The organism is Kineosporia rhizophila (assembly GCF_021277265.1).
GTDB lineage: Bacteria > Actinomycetota > Actinomycetes > Actinomycetales > Kineosporiaceae > Kineosporia > Kineosporia rhizophila.
Genome location: NZ_JAJSOH010000001.1, coordinates 58,252 through 72,694 on the forward strand (window position 1 = coordinate 58,252; position 14,443 = coordinate 72,694).

Consider the following 14,443-nt stretch of genomic DNA (forward strand, 5'->3'; position numbering starts at 1 on the left):
ACGCCCAAGGCCCCTCCCGGTTGAGGCGGAGGGCCAAAAACTTTCAAACCCTCGCCAACCGCCCATGACCGACGAGATCATGAATCCCATGCGTCTCAGCAGCACCGCCCAGTGGCACGAGTTCCTGAGCGGCTTCTGCTCCCGGACGCGCTACGCCCCCAGCCAGGCCAACGGCGACAGCCCACCTCTGCCCCTCGGCCAGGGCCCGGCCTGGCACGGCCGCCGGCCCGCCACCCCGGCCGAGGTCCAGGCCGCCGAGCACCGACTGGGCCACCCCCTGCCGCCCAGCCTCAGAAGCTTCCTGACCTGCAGCAACGGCTGGAGCAACGCAGACTCGCTGCAGGGACTGCTCTCCACCACGCAACTGCGCTGGGCCCGCTCGCCCGAGCACGACCTGGTCGACGCCTGGAGCAGCTTCGAGGAGATCATCGAGGTGATCGCCGACTGCCTGGTGGTGCTGGACGACGGCCGCGGGCAGTACGGCCTGATCGACGCGGCGCGGATCAGCCCCGACGGTGAGTGGAAGGCCTACGCCTGGGCGGCCGGCAGCGACGACCGCCCCCACCCGTTCCCCAGCTTCTCCGCCCTGGTCACGTCCCTGGCCGGCACCGAGGACCGGGCCACCGCCTGAAGGCGACCGGCCCGACCAAGGTGCCCAAGGACGTCCTCAAAACTCACCACCCGGCCGGCAGCGGACGGCCTTCCTCGTAACCGGCCGGCGACTGCATCCCGATCACGACCTTCTCGGCGAACTCCGGCACCGTGCGCGCCCCCACGTAGGTGAAGGCCGAACGCACGCCCGAGGTGATCTCGTCGAGCAGGTCCTCCACCCCGGGCCGGGCCGGGTCCAGATACATCCGCGAACTCGAGATGCCCTCTTCGAACAGCCCCTTACGGGCCCGCTGGAACGGTGAGTCGGCCTTGGTCCGGGCGGCCACCGCCCGCGCCGAGGCCATCCCGAAGCTCTCCTTGTACTGCTTGCCCGACGGATCGGTGACCAGGTCGCCCGGGCTCTCGTGGGTGCCCGCGAACCACGAGCCGACCATGACCTGGCTGGCCCCGGCGGCCAGGGCGAGGGCCACGTCGCGCGGGTGCCGCACTCCCCCGTCGGCCCACACGTGCCCACCCAGTTCCCGGGCGGCAGCGGAGCATTCGAGCACGGCGGAGAACTGGGGCCGGCCCACCCCCGTCATCATCCGGGTGGTGCACATCGCGCCCGGGCCCACGCCGACCTTCACGATGTTCGCGCCCGCAGCGATCAGGTCGCGCGTGCCCTCGGCGGTGACCACGTTGCCCGCCACCACCGGTACCTGCGGGTCGACCGAGCGCACCGCGGCCAGCGCCTCGAGCATCTTCTCCTGATGGCCGTGGGCGGTGTCCACCACGAGCGTGTCCACCCCCGCATCGAGCAGCGACTTCGTCACCGCGGCGACGTCCCCGTTGATCCCCACCGCAGCGGCCACCCGCAGACGCCCGGAGGCATCCAGCGCCGGGGTGTAGACGGTCGAGCGCAGCGCCCCGGTGCGGGTCAGCGCCCCGACCAGGACCGAGTCGCGCACCACCGGGACGAACCGACGCCGGGTCTCGTGCAGCACCCCGTAGGCGCCCTCGAGGTCGGCCTCGGCCTCGCCCGCCTCGACCGTGACCACCCCCGGTGTCATCACGGCGCCGACCTGGGTGAACCGGTCGACGCCGGCGCAGTCGGCGGCCGTGACCACACCGAGCACGTGGCGCTGCTCGTCGAGCACCACGGCCGCCCCGTGCGAGCGCTTGGGCAGCAGGTTCAGCACGTCGGCCACGGTGTCGTGGGCGTGCACCTCGACCGGTGTCTCGAAGATCGGGTGCCGCTGCTTGACCCACTCGACCACCTCGGCGACCACGTCGAGCGGCAGGTCCTGCGGCAGCACCGCCAGGCCCCCGCGCCGGGCCACCGTCTCGGCCATCCGCCGCCCGGAGATCGCCGTCATGTTGGCCACCACCACCGGGATCGTGGTGCCGGTGCCGTCGGTGCTGGCCAGGTCGACGTCGAAGCGCGAGGCCACCCCGGAGCGGCCGGGGGCGATGAAGACGTCGTTGTAGGTCAGGTCACGTTGCGGCAGGTGGCCGTCGAGAAAACGCACGGAGGGCTCCAAGTGTTCGGACAACAATTCACAGTAACGAACGAGCACCGCCAACTGATCCGCACGCGTCCGTATGCCCCGCTCCGAACCGCCCACCGAGCGTGAGTCATCATGGCGGTGATGCCCGAGAACCAGGAACCTTCCTGCTGCGCGCCCGCCCGCGAACCACTCGCGCCGACGCCGCGGCTCCTGATCCCGCAGGCCCCGGAGCGCACCGGCACCCACACGATCGAGCAGTGCCTGGTTCCCCGGCAGACCTTCGCCATGGGCGACGCCCTCGGCGACGGCCGGCGGGCCGACGGCGAGACCCCGGTCCACCCGGTCACCGTCTCGGCCTTCAGCATCGACGCGACCACCGTGACCAACGCCGACTGGGCGGTCTTCACCGAGACCACCGGCTACCGGACGGAGGCCGAGGTGTTCGGCTTCTCGGCCGTCTTCCATCTGGCCTTCGCCGGCGACGAGGCCGACATCGTCGGCCAGCCCCCGGCGACGCCCTGGTGGCTGGGGGTCAAGGGGGCCGACTGGCGCCACCCGCACGGCCGTCACTCCGGGATCGACGACCTGCCCGACCACCCGGTCACCCACATCAGCTGGAACGATGCGTCGGCCTACTGCACCTGGGCGGGGCGCCGTCTGCCCACCGAGGCCGAGTGGGAGTGCGCCTCCCGGGGCGGTACGACCGGCCTGCGCTACCCCTGGGGCGACGAGGAACTCGTCGACGGCCGCTGGGCCTGCAACGTCTGGCAGGGCACCTTCCCGGGCGAGAACACGCTTGAGGACGGGTGGCTCACCACTGCTCCGGTCCGCACCTACCAGCCCAACGCCTACGGTCTCTGGCAGACGGTGGGGAACGTGTGGGAGTGGTGCTCGGACTGGGCGCACCCGGCGTACTACGCCTTCTGTGTCACCGGGGGTACCGCGACCGACCCCGGGGGACCTGAGGGCGGCGGTCAGAAATCCATGCGCGGCGGTTCGTTCCTGTGCCATCCCTCGTACTGCAACCGCTACCGCAACGCCGCCCGCTCGGCCAACACCCCCGACTCCTCAATGGCCAACACCGGTTTCCGGACGGTCGCTCTGAGCCAGCACCCGAACACCTAAGTCAAGGTCGACATGGCTTTACCCGGTGCTTGACCTCTCATTGAGATCGGCCCGGCCAGGATTTCGGGGAAAGCAGTGGACCCCCTGCCGATGTCCTGACCTTCGGCAGGGAGTCCTCCGAACTCCTCGGAGGCCCTGAAACCCGATGAAGAAGTCCCTGACCCGTAAGTCGCTGAAGAACGCTCGTCGTCGCCGCGTGTATCTCGTCACCGCCTCGCTCACGGCTCTGGTCCTGGCCGCCGGGGGCACCGCCATGGCCGTACAGGGAGGCAGCCGCGGCGAAACCACCACTGCGGCAGCCACACAAGACGAGGTAAGCACCGTCGCCTACGGCAAGCGCAGCGCCTACCCGGCGTCGGACGGGCCCCGTAAGCACTGGAAGAAGAAGTACAAGAAGAAGCGGCCCACGGCGACCAGCACGCCCTCGGAGACGGCCACCACCGAACCGACCGCGCCGGAAACCACGCAGCCGAGCGACAACCCGACCACGGCGCCCTCTGCGACCACCTCGCCCTCGTCCACCAGCACCGCCCCCTCGGGCGCCACGCCGGTCTTCGCGGGCAAGAAGAACACCGAAGACTGGGCGAGCAACGTCTCCTCGCTCTACCAGAAGTACGCGCGGGGTGGCAGTTCGGTCACCGGCGGGGTCGGCGACACCGCGGCGAAAGACGGCAAGGCCCTCAACCTCACCATCCCGGCCGGCGCCGGCGCCTCCCCGGGCAACGCCGCCGAGGTGGCCTCCAAGGAGCAGTTCCTCTACGGCAGCTTCAGCAGCCGGGTGAAGACGGCCGACTGCTCGGCTCAGCCGAAGACCGGTGCGGTCACCGGCATCTTCACCTACGGCAACGACGGCACCGACCAGGACGGCGACGGTCTCACCGACAACAGCGAGATCGACGTCGAGGTGCTCTGCGCCCGGCCCGACGTGGTCAACCTGACCATCTACACCGACTACGAGGACAGCACCGCCAAGTCGCAGCGGGTCTCCCGGATCATCGACCTGGCCGCCGGCAAGGTCATCTCCACCTGCTACTACACCGACTTCTCGGGCAACTGCGTCGAGACGCTGAGCGGTGACGAGGCCAGCCCGGCCACCGTCCCGGCGATCAGAGGCTTCGACTCCTCGAAGAACTACTACGACTACAAGATCGACTGGACGAAGGACAACGTCCGGTTCACGATCACCGACGAGGCCGGCCAGGAGACCACGCTCTGGGACTACCAGGGCCCGGCCGAGCGCATCCCGAACCGGCCGGCCAGCTACCTGGTCAACTTCTGGCACACCAGCGACTGGGCCGCCCACGAGCGTCCCGGCACCACCCAGTCGCCGACCTCCCCGCTGACCGTGTCGGTCGACTCCAGCACGTCCACCGCGCTGAGCTGAACCGTCCGGCAACGTTCTGAGCAGAGCGCCGCGCAGGTCCCATCCACCCGCGCGGCGCTCTGCCGTTCTTGGGGTGGATCAGAACAGGGCGTAGGCGCGGTCGCACGACGCCTCGACGGCGTAAAGCTCATTCAGGGCGCTGTCGAAGGAGTCGTTCAGGAAGTAGCTGAACGCCGCCTGCACCCCGCCCAGGCACGACTTCAGGTCGTCGATCTGGTCGTTCTGCAGGTTGAGCCGGTCGTTGGCGTCTTCCAGACTGCCCTGCGTCTCATCGAGTTTCGCGGTCTCGTCGGCCAGGTCGCCCTTGGTACTGACCAGCTTGGCCTGGTTCGCGGCCAGGTCAGCCCGCACCCCGGTGAGCTGCTCCTGGGCCGAGGCCAGGGTGCGCTCGGTGCGGTGCAGATCGGCGCGGGTCTGCAGGTGCACGGTGACGGCCACACCGATCAGGACCACGGCGAGCAGGCCGCCCAGAGCCTTCAGCGCGGTGCCGGTGTCGGCCGAGAGGTGCGGCGCGTTCGGCAGTCGGTCGGCCAGACCGTCGCGTAGTCGTTCGAGCAGACCAGAGGACGTTTGTGGCGAGCGGGCGGGTGGCACCGGTTCGGCGCGCATCACCGGAAGATTTTGGACGACGGGCGCGGCCGTCTGCAGGGGGATCGGCGTCGTGAGCCGGTTGGGGCGGCTGACCCGGAAGTCGGTGCCGCAGCTCTCGCAGAACAGCCAGGTCGTGGCCACCGGTCCGGCGCAGGTGGGGCAGGACCAGACGGTGTGTCCGTCCGGGAGCGCTGCAGTCGGCTGGGTTTCGGGCATGAGGTATCGATCCTTGGTCGAGGCTCGTTCTGGGGAAGGCTGATTCAGCAGACGCTCAGCACGCTGCACAACGTGGCAGCGGGAATGGCGATGCCCAGCCCTTCTGCGCCGTCGGCCACGTACTTGGCCACGGAGACACCGATCACCTGACCGTTCAGGTTGATCACCGGGCCGCCGCTGTTCCCCGGGCTGATGGGCGCGGAGAACTGCATCTCCTTGGTGCCGTCGGCGGTGCGGAAGGCCGAGACGATGCCGGAGGTCACGGTGCCGCCCAGCCCCAGCGGGGAGCCGAGCACCAGCACCGGATCGCCCACGGCGGGCTTCTTCTCGGCGATCGGCAGGGCCGGCAGCTTCTCCCCGACCGAGAGCACGGCCAGGTCGGCCGCCTGCTCGACCTGTTCGATCGTGCCGGTGTACTCGGCGTCGTCGCGGATCATGGTGACCGTGCGCCCGCCGGCCCGCCAGGTCTCCTTGACCACGTGGTAGTTCGTGATCAGCTCGGACCCGGCCTCGTCCGAGGAGACCACCCAGGCCGAGCCGGTTCCGGTCGCGGTGTCCACGGTGAACACCGACGGCTGGGCCCCGGCGGCCACCTTGGCCGGGTCGGGCTGGCCGTCGACCTTGCTCTGCAGCGAGGCGATCTGGTTGGTCAGAGTGGCCGTGCTGCCGCTGAGCGAGTCCAGCTTGCGCTGCAGTTCGGCGTTCGAGGCGGCGCTGAGGCGAAGCGCCTCCTCGGTGCTGTTCTGGTCGCCCAGGTTCTTCACCCCGAGACCGACGCCGGTGGCGAGCAGTACGGCGGCAATCACGACCGCTGTGACGCGAAGTCCGCGGTGCCCCCGTCCATTGTTTTCGGCCACCACCACCGGAGCCGAAGCCCCGACCGCGACCGCGACCGGAGCAACTGGAACAGCCGGAGCCACTCGACCGCAGCCGTTACACACCGGGCCGCTACGCGGCTGCCCGCAGCCCGTACAGAACCCCGCCTGCTGGCGGGGAACGATGAGAGCGTCGGGCTGCATGTGTCGTCTCCAGAGGTCGGCGGCACACCCGGTAACTCTCCAGGCGCGACCGCCCCAGTCGGTCACCCCAACGTCGATATGGCTGCTGTAGCTGACCTTTCATCCCACCGAAGCAACGTACTTACTGTCAGTGTCGGCTTTCAGCCGAGCAAAACGACGAACGGGCCGGACGGGTGACCCCCGTCCGGCCCACGCGCTCACTGTTTCAGCAGGCGCCGTTGTCCACCCAGACGTTCTGGGCGTTCGCACCCGGCTTGTCGCCGTACGTCCACCACTTCGCCGTCCACGAACGCTGGTTGTAGGTAACCTTCGCGCCGCCGTTGTAGGCGGTCGTGGCGCTCCATGCTGCGACCCCGTTGCACCCCGTGGTGGGTGGGTTCGTAGTGGTCGGAGGCGTAGTCGGAGGAGTGGTGGTCGGCGGTGTAGTGGGCGGGTTGGTGCCGCCACCCGGCAGGCTGGGCAGGTGCCCGCCCACAGTGTTGGCCCAGTTGTAACCGTTCGACGCGTCCCAGTTGATCGACCACGTCATGGCACCCCGCAGCGTGGGGTAGGTCGAAGCCGGCTTGTAGGAGCCGCAGTTCGTGCCCCTGGTGAGACAGTCGAGGGCGTTGTTGACCACGCTCGGGTTGACGTAACCGCTGCCCGCCGCGCTGGTGGTGGCCGGCAGGCCCAGGCCCACCTGGTCGGCCCGCAGGTGACCGTCGAGCAGGATGTCGGCCAGGGCGGTCTGGAAGTCGACCGTGCCCGAGCTGTAGACCTTCCCGTCCCGGCCGATCATGCTGCCGGAGTTGTAGTACTGCGTGTTGACCACTGTGATCAGGTCTTTCACCTGGTCGATCAACTGCAGGTAGGAGCCGCCGGGCTGGACGTAGATGGTCTCCGGGGCCATGGTCAGCACGAAGCCCGAACCGGCCTTACCGGCCAGGGAGCGCAGCGCCGCCGTCATCTGGGTCAGGTTCGGCGCGTTCTCCAGGTCGATGTCGACGCCGTCGAAACCGTATTCCTGCATCAGGGCGTAGGTGGTGTCGGCGAAGGCGGTGGCCGCGGCCGCGTTCGGCAGCGAGATCGTGCCGTTCTGCCCACCGACCGAGATGATCACCTTCTGGCCGCGGCTTTTCAGGGTGGCCACGTCGGCCTTGAACTGCGCGTCGGTGTAACCACCGAGCGCCGAGGCCAGCCCGCTGTCGAGGGTGAAGTCGATCGCCCCGGCCCGGCTCGGCACCGCGTCGGCGAAGGACACCGCCACGATGCCGTAACTGCGCGGAACATCAGCCAGCTTGAGCGGTTTCGCCCCGTTGACGAAGTTCTGCCAGTAGCCGGTGAGGAGATGGGTGGGCAGGGTGGGCGCGGCGCTGGCCGGGCCCGATCCGAGCACCGTGGTCAGGGCGAGGGTCGCCACCGCCACCAGGAGGGAGAAGGTCCCGATCAGGCTTCGGGGCGAGAACCGCTCCGAGACAATGGATGCGCTGCGTGCTGAGAGATGTCGGCTCATCAGTTTGCTCCGGCTCGTTCAGGGGAGGTCCGGCTGCGTCAGGGACAGCCGGCATCAAGCCATAATTAGTAAGTTTCCCTCACTAATTAGTACCTCAAAGGTAGCAGCGGGCCGAATGTCGCGGAAGTGCTCCGAACGGCATTTACCTGCATTTAGGCGGGGCGAAAATCGCTTGGTCGCCGAACGGTCAGCGCCTACCCTGGCGGTATGTGTCCAGGCACCGTGCTCATGAGGTTGAGGTCCGCCGCCTGACGGCGGCCGGTCCTCAAGCCTCTCCACGGCTTCTCCCGCCGCCGTTCCGGTCATCCGCCGGGCGGCTACTCAGGCGCGCCCGGCTCCGAAACGAGCTGCGGAGAAATCTGTGCCCACCACTGCGCACCTGCGTGCCGAGAACCTCTTCCTGACCCTGGGCGGACGCCCGGTACTGAACGACGTGTCGGTCACCGTGTCGGCCGGTTCCCGTCTGGCCGTCGTCGGCGAGAACGGCCGCGGAAAGACCACGCTGCTGCACGTTCTGGCCGGCACCCTGGCCCCAGACTCCGGAACCGTTCGCCGCAACGGGTCTTTCGCCCTGCTGGAACAGGCCATGGCCGTACACGACGGTCAGACCGTCGGCACGCTGGTCGACCAGGCCCTGGCGGCCCCGCTGGCGGCACTGCACGCCTTCGAGGTCGCGACCGAAGAACTCGCGAACGGCACCGACGCGGCCGAGGACAGCTACGCGGCGGCGCTGGAGGCGGCCACCCGGCTGGACGCCTGGGACGCCCAACGTCGGGTGGACGTGGCGCTCGAGACGCTCGACGCATGCCGGGACCGAGACCGGGAGCTGGCCACGCTCTCCGTCGGCCAGCGGTACCGGGTGCGCCTGGCCTGCCTGCTGGGGGCCCCGGACGATCTGCTCCTGCTCGACGAGCCGACCAACCACCTGGACGCCGACGGGCTGGCCTTCCTCACCAGCCGGCTGAAGCAGCACCCAGGGGGTCTGGCCGTGGTCAGCCACGACCGCGCTCTGCTCCGCGACCTGGCCGCCGACGTCCTCAACCTCGATCCCAGCCGCGACGGACGTCCTCGCTCCTACACCGGTGGTTACCTCGGCTGGCAGGACGGCCGCCGGGCCGAACGCGCCGCCTGGACGGCCGATCACGCCGCCCAGGTGGCCGAACGGCAACGTCTGGAGCAGGCGGCGGCGCAGGCCCGCGACCGGCTGAGCACCGGCTGGCGTCCGGACAAGGGCACCGGCAAACACCAACGCCAGTCGCACGCGCCGGGCGTGGTGCAGGCCTTCAAACGCCAGCAGGAAGCGTTGGAGGCCCACCGGATCACCGTGCCCGAACCTCCGGCCGAACTGCACTGGCCCGAACTGAAGGTGCGCAAGGGCCTGCCCCTGCTCTCCGGTTCGGACATCACCGTGGTGGACCGGCTCCGGGCACCGGTCTCAGTGCAGCTCACCGGCGGCGACCGGCTGCTGGTGACCGGGCCCAACGGCGCCGGTAAGTCCACCCTTCTCGCCGTTCTCGCCGGCCGACTGGCTCCCTCCACCGGCCTGGTGAAGACGGCGAAGGGGGTCACGGTCGCGATCGTCGGCCAGGAGGTGCAGCCGTGGACCGGAGAGACCACGGCTCAGCAGGTCTACGACGCGGTGCCCGGTGACAAGCCCTCGCTCGGCTCGACCGGTCTGCTCGACGCCGAGGCCCGCCGGACCCCGGCCGGGCGCCTCTCGCAGGGCCAGCAGCGACGGCTGGACCTGGCCCTGCACCTGGCGCGCCGGCCGGACCTGATCGTCTTCGACGAGCCGACCAACCACCTGTCGGCGACGCTCGTGGACGAACTCACCGAGGCCCTGTCGCAGACGCCGGCCGCGGTGGTGGTGGCCACCCACGACCGGCAGCTGCTGGCCGACCTGGCCGACTGGCCCCGGCTCGTCCTCTAGGGCATGCGCACGACCACCTTGCCCTGCTCGGGGGTGGGGTTCAGGGCCCGGCGGAAGGCGGTCTCGATCTCGACGGCGTGCAGCACGTCGGTGACGTAACCGGTCTGCAGTTCCGGATGCTCGGCGAGGTAGGCGTCGGCCTCGGCGAGCATCCGGCGCCGCTGCAGCGTGATCCCGGTGCGCAGGGTCAGGTTCTTGCGTTGCGCCTGGCGCAGGTTCACCGTCTGGGCGGCCTCGTCGACGATGCCGAAGTAGTAGATCTGCCCAGCGGAGGCGGTCACCCGGATCGCGTCGTTCAGGGTTCCGGCCTGGTGCCCGATGCACTCGACGACCACCTGCGGCTGCAGCACCGCATCGCGCGCCCAGCGGTCGACCGACGACCAGACCACCTCGTCGGCCCCGAACCGCAGGCCCATCGCCGAACGGTTCACCCGGTCCACCCCGATGATCCGCCGGGCGCCGCGCGAACGCAGCACGTGGGTGAACAGCAGACCGATCGGGCCGAGGCCGAGCACGGCCACGTCCTGGCCGGACAGGTCGCCCAGGGTCCCGACCGCGTAGAGCACGCAGGCGAGAGGCTGGAGCAGGACGGCGGTCTCGGGGCTCAGCCCGCTGCGGTAGGCCGCCACCTCGTCGCCGTCGGTGGTGACGAACTCGGCCACCCCGTCGGCGCGGGCGGCCCAGCCCACCACCTGGTCGCCGACCGCGTGAGCAGGGTGCGCGGTGGCCACCACCTCACCGGTGACCTCGTGCAACGGGAAGCCGGGCTCCCCGAACATGCTCTCCTTCAGAGTGCCCTCGGGCGTGGTGGCGCCCAGGAAGAAGTCCAGGTCACTGCCGCAGATGCCGCCGGCGGTGACCCGCAGGACCACCTGCCCCCGGCTCGGTGCCGCCGGTTCGGGCACCGAGCACCGTTCGAACCGTCCCGGACCCGCCAGCCGATAAGCCCACATGCCGCTCACCCTCCGCCCGTCAACCACATCGTTGCCGAGTCAGGCTAAGCGCCGGGAACGATCCGGGGCAGTGCTGCGGGCCGGACATTTACCCCTGAGGCTGCTCGGCCAGCCACTGCGCGTAGGTCTGCCGGCCGTGAACGGCACCCGGCCCGGTGACCAGGGTGCCATTGCGCATGGCCTTCCCGGAGGCGCCGGGAACCGGCACCGGAAGCACGAAACCGGTTCTGCCGGTGTGCTTCAGATAGGCGCGGACCATGTCCACCATCTTCTCCTCCTGCGGGCCCCCGAGGTCGGGCACCCGCCCGGCTGCGGGCTTCAGCGCCAGGTCAAGCAGGTGCCCGGCCACCTCGCGGGCGGCGACCGGCTCGTTGCGCATCACCGGGATCAGGTGCAGCGGCCCCACCCCGATCACGCCCAGGATCTGGGTGGCGAACTCGTGGAACTGGGTGGCCCGCAGGATCGTCCAGGGCACCTCACCGGCCTGAACCAGTTTCTCCTGCAGCAGCTTCCCGGTGTAGTAGGCGCTGGGCGAGGTGTCGATGCCGACGATCGAGAGCACCAGGTGGTGCCGGACCCCGGCCACCTGCTCGGCGGCCAGCAGGTTGCGGGTGACCGCACCGAAGAAGGCCTGTGCCTCGGCCGCCTTCTGGGTCATCTTCGAGGTGACGTCGACGACCACGTCCACCCCGGTCAGGTCCAGCCCTTCGCCGCTGACCAGGTCGACCCCGGCCGAGCGGGTGAGCAGGACCAGCTCGTGCCCGCGCTCGGTGACGGCGTCGGCCACGTGCCGGCCCACCGTGCCGGTGCCCCCGGCGACCGCGATCCTCATCGCTGCGCCTCCTGCCAGGCCGCCAGGGTGACCTCGGACAGCACGGCCTCGCCGACCGGGACGAGCGTGGTCGGCTGCAGCTGCACACCGGCGTAACCGGCACTCTCGTCGGTCACCACCTCGATCTCCGGCACGGCCAGCCGGATGTACTCGTCCAGGCCGAATCGCTGCGGACCGGCGATGTCGACGTGCCCCTGCCGCGGCTGCCCGACCGCCACCTCGGCCACGATCCGGGCCACCTCGGAGGCGGCGATCGGCTGGATGTAGGCGGTGGACAGGTGGGCCTTGCCGTCCTCGCCGGTGGACATGCCGGCGATGCCCTGGGCGAACTCGAAGAACTGGGTGGCCCGGACGATCGTGTAGGGCACCGCCCCGGCCTCGATCAGCTGCTCCTGCGCCACCTTGGCCTGCAGGTAGCCGCTGTCGCTGTCCGGCACGGTGTCGACACCGACGATCGAGAGCGCCACCAGGTGTTTGACCCCGGCCGCCTCGGCGGCCTTGAGCAGGGTGACGGTCGAGGTGGTGAAGAACGCGCGGGCCTGGGAGAAGTCGGCCGTGTTGGTCACGTCGACGACCACCTCGGCGCCGGCCAGGGCCGCCTCGACCCCCTCGCCGGTCAGCGTGTTCACCCCGGTGGAGGGCGAGGCCGCGAGCACCTCGTGCCCCTGCCCACCGAGGATGCCGACCACCTGGGAACCGACCAGACCGCTACCGCCGAGCACGACGACCTTCATGACCCATCACCTTTCACCGGCTAACTCGGATCGTTTGTGTCCGAGTACCTCAACCTTACTCGGACACATTCGGTCCGAGTCAACTACGATGTGCGGATGAAGATGTCCGACGGCGTCGAGTGGGCGGTGCACTGCTGCGTGGTGCTCACCGCCGCCGAGCGTCCGGTGCCGGCCGCCCGGCTGGCCGAGTTCCACGACGTGTCCGGCAGTTACCTGGCCAAGCAGCTGCAGGCGCTGTCCCGGGCCACGATCATCAAGTCGGTGCAGGGCAAGGACGGCGGTTACGTGCTGGGCCGGCCCCCCGGCCAGATCACCGTGCTCGACATCGTCCGCGCCGTCGACGGCTCCCGGCCCGCCTTCGTCTGCACCGAGATCCGGCAACGGGGCCCGCTGGCCACCCCGCCCGAGCAGTGCCTGGAGCCGTGCGGCATCGCCCGCACGATGGCCGCGGCCGAGAAGGCCTGGCGCGAGTCACTGCGCGCCGTCACCGTGCTCGACCTGGCCGGCGAGGTGGCCGCCAAGTTCAGCCCCGCCCACGCCGGGCGCCTGACCGGCTGGCTCAGCGGGCGGCCGGGCGAGCAGGGCGGACCGGGCGTCGTTACCAATTCGTGAGCTAGCCTCGGCGGGTCAAGCGAACCGATCGAGGGAGATGCTCATGACCTTGGGTAAGCGAATCGCCGTGGCCACCGTGGCCGGTGCCTTCATCATCGGCCTCACCGCCCCGGCCGAGGCCGCCGTACCCAAGTGCCAGGGCAAGCGAGCCACCATGGTCGGCACCGACAGCGCCGACACCCTGATCGGCACCGAGGGGGTCGACGTCATCGTCGGCCGGGCCGGCAACGACTTCGTCGAGGGCCGGGGCGGCGACGACCTGATCTGCGCCGGCTCCGGCAACGACGTGGTCGCCGGCGGTACCGGTGACGACCGCGTCCAGGCGGAGAGCGGGGTCGACCTGGTCAGCGGCAACTCCGGCGACGACCGGCTGTGGGCCGGATCGGGCGTGGACACCGTGGTGGGCGGCGCCGGCAACGACCGGATCTACGGCAACTCCGGCTCCGACGACCTCTCCGGAGGCACCGGGAACGACACCATCTCGGGCGGCGACGGGGTGGACGACCTGCTCGGCAACGCCGGCAACGACACCCTCCAGGGTGGTCCGGGTGCGGACTACCTGGCCGGAGGCGCCGGCCGGGACAAGCTCGACGGCGGTGCCGGGGCGAACTCCGAGCACCAGGGTGACGGGCCGCGCTGACATCGTTGGCAAGGCGGTGCGGAAACTGTGGATCAGGTCACAGCGCATAACACCGCGGCTTTTGTGACCGATCAGTAGCGTCACACTGCCGTGGGTTCGGCCCACGGTGTGACAGCTGATCGACGTGACAGCTGCAGCCCGGGCCCGGAGCCGGACCCGGACGAATTCAGGGAGCAGCAGTTTGTTGAACGGGCGCAAGCGTTTCGCGGTCCTCGGCCTGTCCGCCACCGTTCTCGGCGGCCTGGTGCTGAGTGCTGCCGGCCCCGCGCAGGCGGCCACGCTGAAGTGCGGCGGCAAGACCGCGACAGTGATCGGCACCAACGGTGACGACTCGCTGGTCGGCACCGGCGGCGTCGACGTCTTCGTCGCCCGGGGCGGAGTGGACTACATCGAGGGCCGCGGCGGCAACGACATCATCTGCGCGGGCAACGGCGACGACCTGATCGCGGGCAACGCCGGTAACGACAAGATCTACGGCGAGGGCGGGGTCGACCAGATCCTGGCCGACTCGGGCAACGACTCGATCTGGGGCGGCAGCGGCGACGACGTCATCCTCGGCGGCAAGGGCAACGACAAGATCTACGGCGACGCCGGCCTGGACATCGTCACCGGTGACGCGGGCGTCGACACCATCCGCGGCGGCACGGGGAACGACATCCTCACCGGCGGTGCGGGCAACGACAAGATCTACGGCGACGCCGGCAGCGACGTGATCGGCGGCGAGGGCGGCAAGGACAAGCTCGTCGGCGGCAGCGGCCGCAACTACATCTACCAGGGCAACCTGCCCAACTGATCCACCCGCGACACGAAGGACGC

At 70.0% G+C, this 14,443-nt stretch carries 14 protein-coding genes; 7 read left to right on the forward strand and 7 right to left on the reverse strand.

Annotated features, from left to right (window positions below):
- Positions 1 to 88: 88 nt before the first annotated feature.
- Positions 89 to 631: an SMI1/KNR4 family protein gene (locus LWF15_RS00240; protein ID WP_232808248.1), complete on the forward strand. Its 543-nt coding sequence runs from the start codon at positions 89 to 91 to the stop codon at positions 629 to 631.
- 43 nt (positions 632 to 674) lie between these two features.
- On the opposite strand, the gene LWF15_RS00245 is transcribed toward LWF15_RS00240, so the two are convergent.
- The gene (locus LWF15_RS00245) at positions 675 to 2,120 is read right to left on the reverse strand and encodes a GuaB1 family IMP dehydrogenase-related protein (RefSeq protein ID WP_232808249.1); all 1,446 of its coding nucleotides are present in this window, start codon (positions 2,118 to 2,120) and stop codon (positions 675 to 677) included.
- 120 nt (positions 2,121 to 2,240) lie between these two features.
- Between LWF15_RS00245 and LWF15_RS00250 the strand changes: the two genes are divergently transcribed.
- Positions 2,241 to 3,224 carry a formylglycine-generating enzyme family protein gene (locus LWF15_RS00250; RefSeq protein WP_232808250.1) on the forward strand — a complete coding sequence of 328 codons (984 nt, stop codon included), beginning with the start codon at positions 2,241 to 2,243 and terminating at the stop codon, positions 3,222 to 3,224.
- A gap of 145 nt (positions 3,225 to 3,369) precedes the next feature.
- Entirely contained in the window at positions 3,370 to 4,608 is a 1,239-nt protein-coding gene (locus tag LWF15_RS00255) for a glycoside hydrolase family 16 protein (protein WP_232808251.1), read from the forward strand.
- Between the two features lie 78 nt (positions 4,609 to 4,686).
- On the opposite strand, the gene LWF15_RS00260 is transcribed toward LWF15_RS00255, so the two are convergent.
- From LWF15_RS00260 to LWF15_RS00270, 3 genes are all read right to left on the reverse strand, one after another.
- A complete protein-coding gene (locus LWF15_RS00260; protein ID WP_232808252.1) occupies positions 4,687 to 5,415 on the reverse strand; it encodes a coiled-coil domain-containing protein in 729 nt (242 codons plus the stop codon).
- A gap of 44 nt (positions 5,416 to 5,459) precedes the next feature.
- The gene (locus LWF15_RS00265) at positions 5,460 to 6,221 is read right to left on the reverse strand and encodes a S1C family serine protease (protein WP_232808253.1); all 762 of its coding nucleotides are present in this window, start codon (positions 6,219 to 6,221) and stop codon (positions 5,460 to 5,462) included.
- 418 nt (positions 6,222 to 6,639) lie between these two features.
- Entirely contained in the window at positions 6,640 to 7,926 is a 1,287-nt protein-coding gene (locus LWF15_RS00270; RefSeq protein WP_269809396.1) for a glycosyl hydrolase family 18 protein, read from the reverse strand.
- 361 nt (positions 7,927 to 8,287) lie between these two features.
- Between LWF15_RS00270 and LWF15_RS00275 the strand changes: the two genes are divergently transcribed.
- Positions 8,288 to 9,856, forward strand: a complete 1,569-nt coding sequence (locus LWF15_RS00275; RefSeq protein ID WP_232808254.1) for an ABC-F family ATP-binding cassette domain-containing protein — start codon at positions 8,288 to 8,290, stop codon at positions 9,854 to 9,856.
- On the opposite strand, the gene LWF15_RS00280 is transcribed toward LWF15_RS00275, so the two are convergent.
- The 3 genes from LWF15_RS00280 to LWF15_RS00290 all read right to left on the reverse strand — a co-directional run bounded on the left by LWF15_RS00280 (position 9,853) and on the right by LWF15_RS00290 (position 12,375).
- Entirely contained in the window at positions 9,853 to 10,761 is a 909-nt protein-coding gene (locus tag LWF15_RS00280; RefSeq protein WP_232808255.1) for a zinc-binding dehydrogenase, read from the reverse strand. The genes LWF15_RS00275 and LWF15_RS00280 overlap by 4 nt on opposite strands.
- Positions 10,762 to 10,897: 136 nt before the next feature.
- Positions 10,898 to 11,641 carry an SDR family oxidoreductase gene (locus tag LWF15_RS00285; protein WP_232808256.1) on the reverse strand — a complete coding sequence of 248 codons (744 nt, stop codon included), beginning with the start codon at positions 11,639 to 11,641 and terminating at the stop codon, positions 10,898 to 10,900.
- Positions 11,638 to 12,375: an SDR family oxidoreductase gene (locus tag LWF15_RS00290; RefSeq protein WP_232808257.1), complete on the reverse strand. Its 738-nt coding sequence runs from the start codon at positions 12,373 to 12,375 to the stop codon at positions 11,638 to 11,640. Before LWF15_RS00290 ends, LWF15_RS00285 begins: the two co-directional genes overlap by 4 nt.
- 96 nt (positions 12,376 to 12,471) lie before the next feature.
- Here LWF15_RS00290 and LWF15_RS00295 point away from each other — a divergent pair, with 96 nt between their 5' ends.
- The 3 genes from LWF15_RS00295 (at position 12,472) to LWF15_RS00305 (ending at position 14,420) form a co-directional block, all read left to right on the forward strand.
- Positions 12,472 to 12,987, forward strand: a complete 516-nt coding sequence (locus tag LWF15_RS00295; RefSeq protein ID WP_232808258.1) for an RrF2 family transcriptional regulator — start codon at positions 12,472 to 12,474, stop codon at positions 12,985 to 12,987.
- A 43-nt stretch (positions 12,988 to 13,030) separates the two neighbouring features.
- Positions 13,031 to 13,627: a calcium-binding protein gene (locus tag LWF15_RS00300; protein WP_232808259.1), complete on the forward strand. Its 597-nt coding sequence runs from the start codon at positions 13,031 to 13,033 to the stop codon at positions 13,625 to 13,627.
- A 184-nt stretch (positions 13,628 to 13,811) separates the two neighbouring features.
- Positions 13,812 to 14,420, forward strand: coding sequence for a calcium-binding protein (locus LWF15_RS00305; RefSeq protein ID WP_232808260.1), 609 nt, complete (start codon positions 13,812 to 13,814; stop codon positions 14,418 to 14,420).
- Positions 14,421 to 14,443 lie beyond the last annotated feature (23 nt).

What these genes read in the sequence shown, in the direction of transcription:
- LWF15_RS00270 (WP_269809396.1), bottom strand. Translation starts at nt 7,926, where the DNA reads ATGAGCCGACATCTCTCAGCACGCAGCGCATCCATTGTCTCGGAGCGG.
- LWF15_RS00240 (WP_232808248.1), top strand. Translation starts at nt 89, where the DNA reads ATGCGTCTCAGCAGCACCGCCCAGTGGCACGAGTTCCTGAGCGGCTTC.
- LWF15_RS00300 (WP_232808259.1), top strand. Translation starts at nt 13,031, where the DNA reads ATGACCTTGGGTAAGCGAATCGCCGTGGCCACCGTGGCCGGTGCCTTC.
- LWF15_RS00260 (WP_232808252.1), bottom strand. Translation starts at nt 5,415, where the DNA reads ATGCCCGAAACCCAGCCGACTGCAGCGCTCCCGGACGGACACACCGTC.
- LWF15_RS00255 (WP_232808251.1), top strand. Translation starts at nt 3,370, where the DNA reads ATGAAGAAGTCCCTGACCCGTAAGTCGCTGAAGAACGCTCGTCGTCGC.
- LWF15_RS00290 (WP_232808257.1), bottom strand. Translation starts at nt 12,375, where the DNA reads ATGAAGGTCGTCGTGCTCGGCGGTAGCGGTCTGGTCGGTTCCCAGGTG.
- LWF15_RS00285 (WP_232808256.1), bottom strand. Translation starts at nt 11,641, where the DNA reads ATGAGGATCGCGGTCGCCGGGGGCACCGGCACGGTGGGCCGGCACGTG.
- LWF15_RS00295 (WP_232808258.1), top strand. Translation starts at nt 12,472, where the DNA reads ATGAAGATGTCCGACGGCGTCGAGTGGGCGGTGCACTGCTGCGTGGTG.
- LWF15_RS00250 (WP_232808250.1), top strand. Translation starts at nt 2,241, where the DNA reads ATGCCCGAGAACCAGGAACCTTCCTGCTGCGCGCCCGCCCGCGAACCA.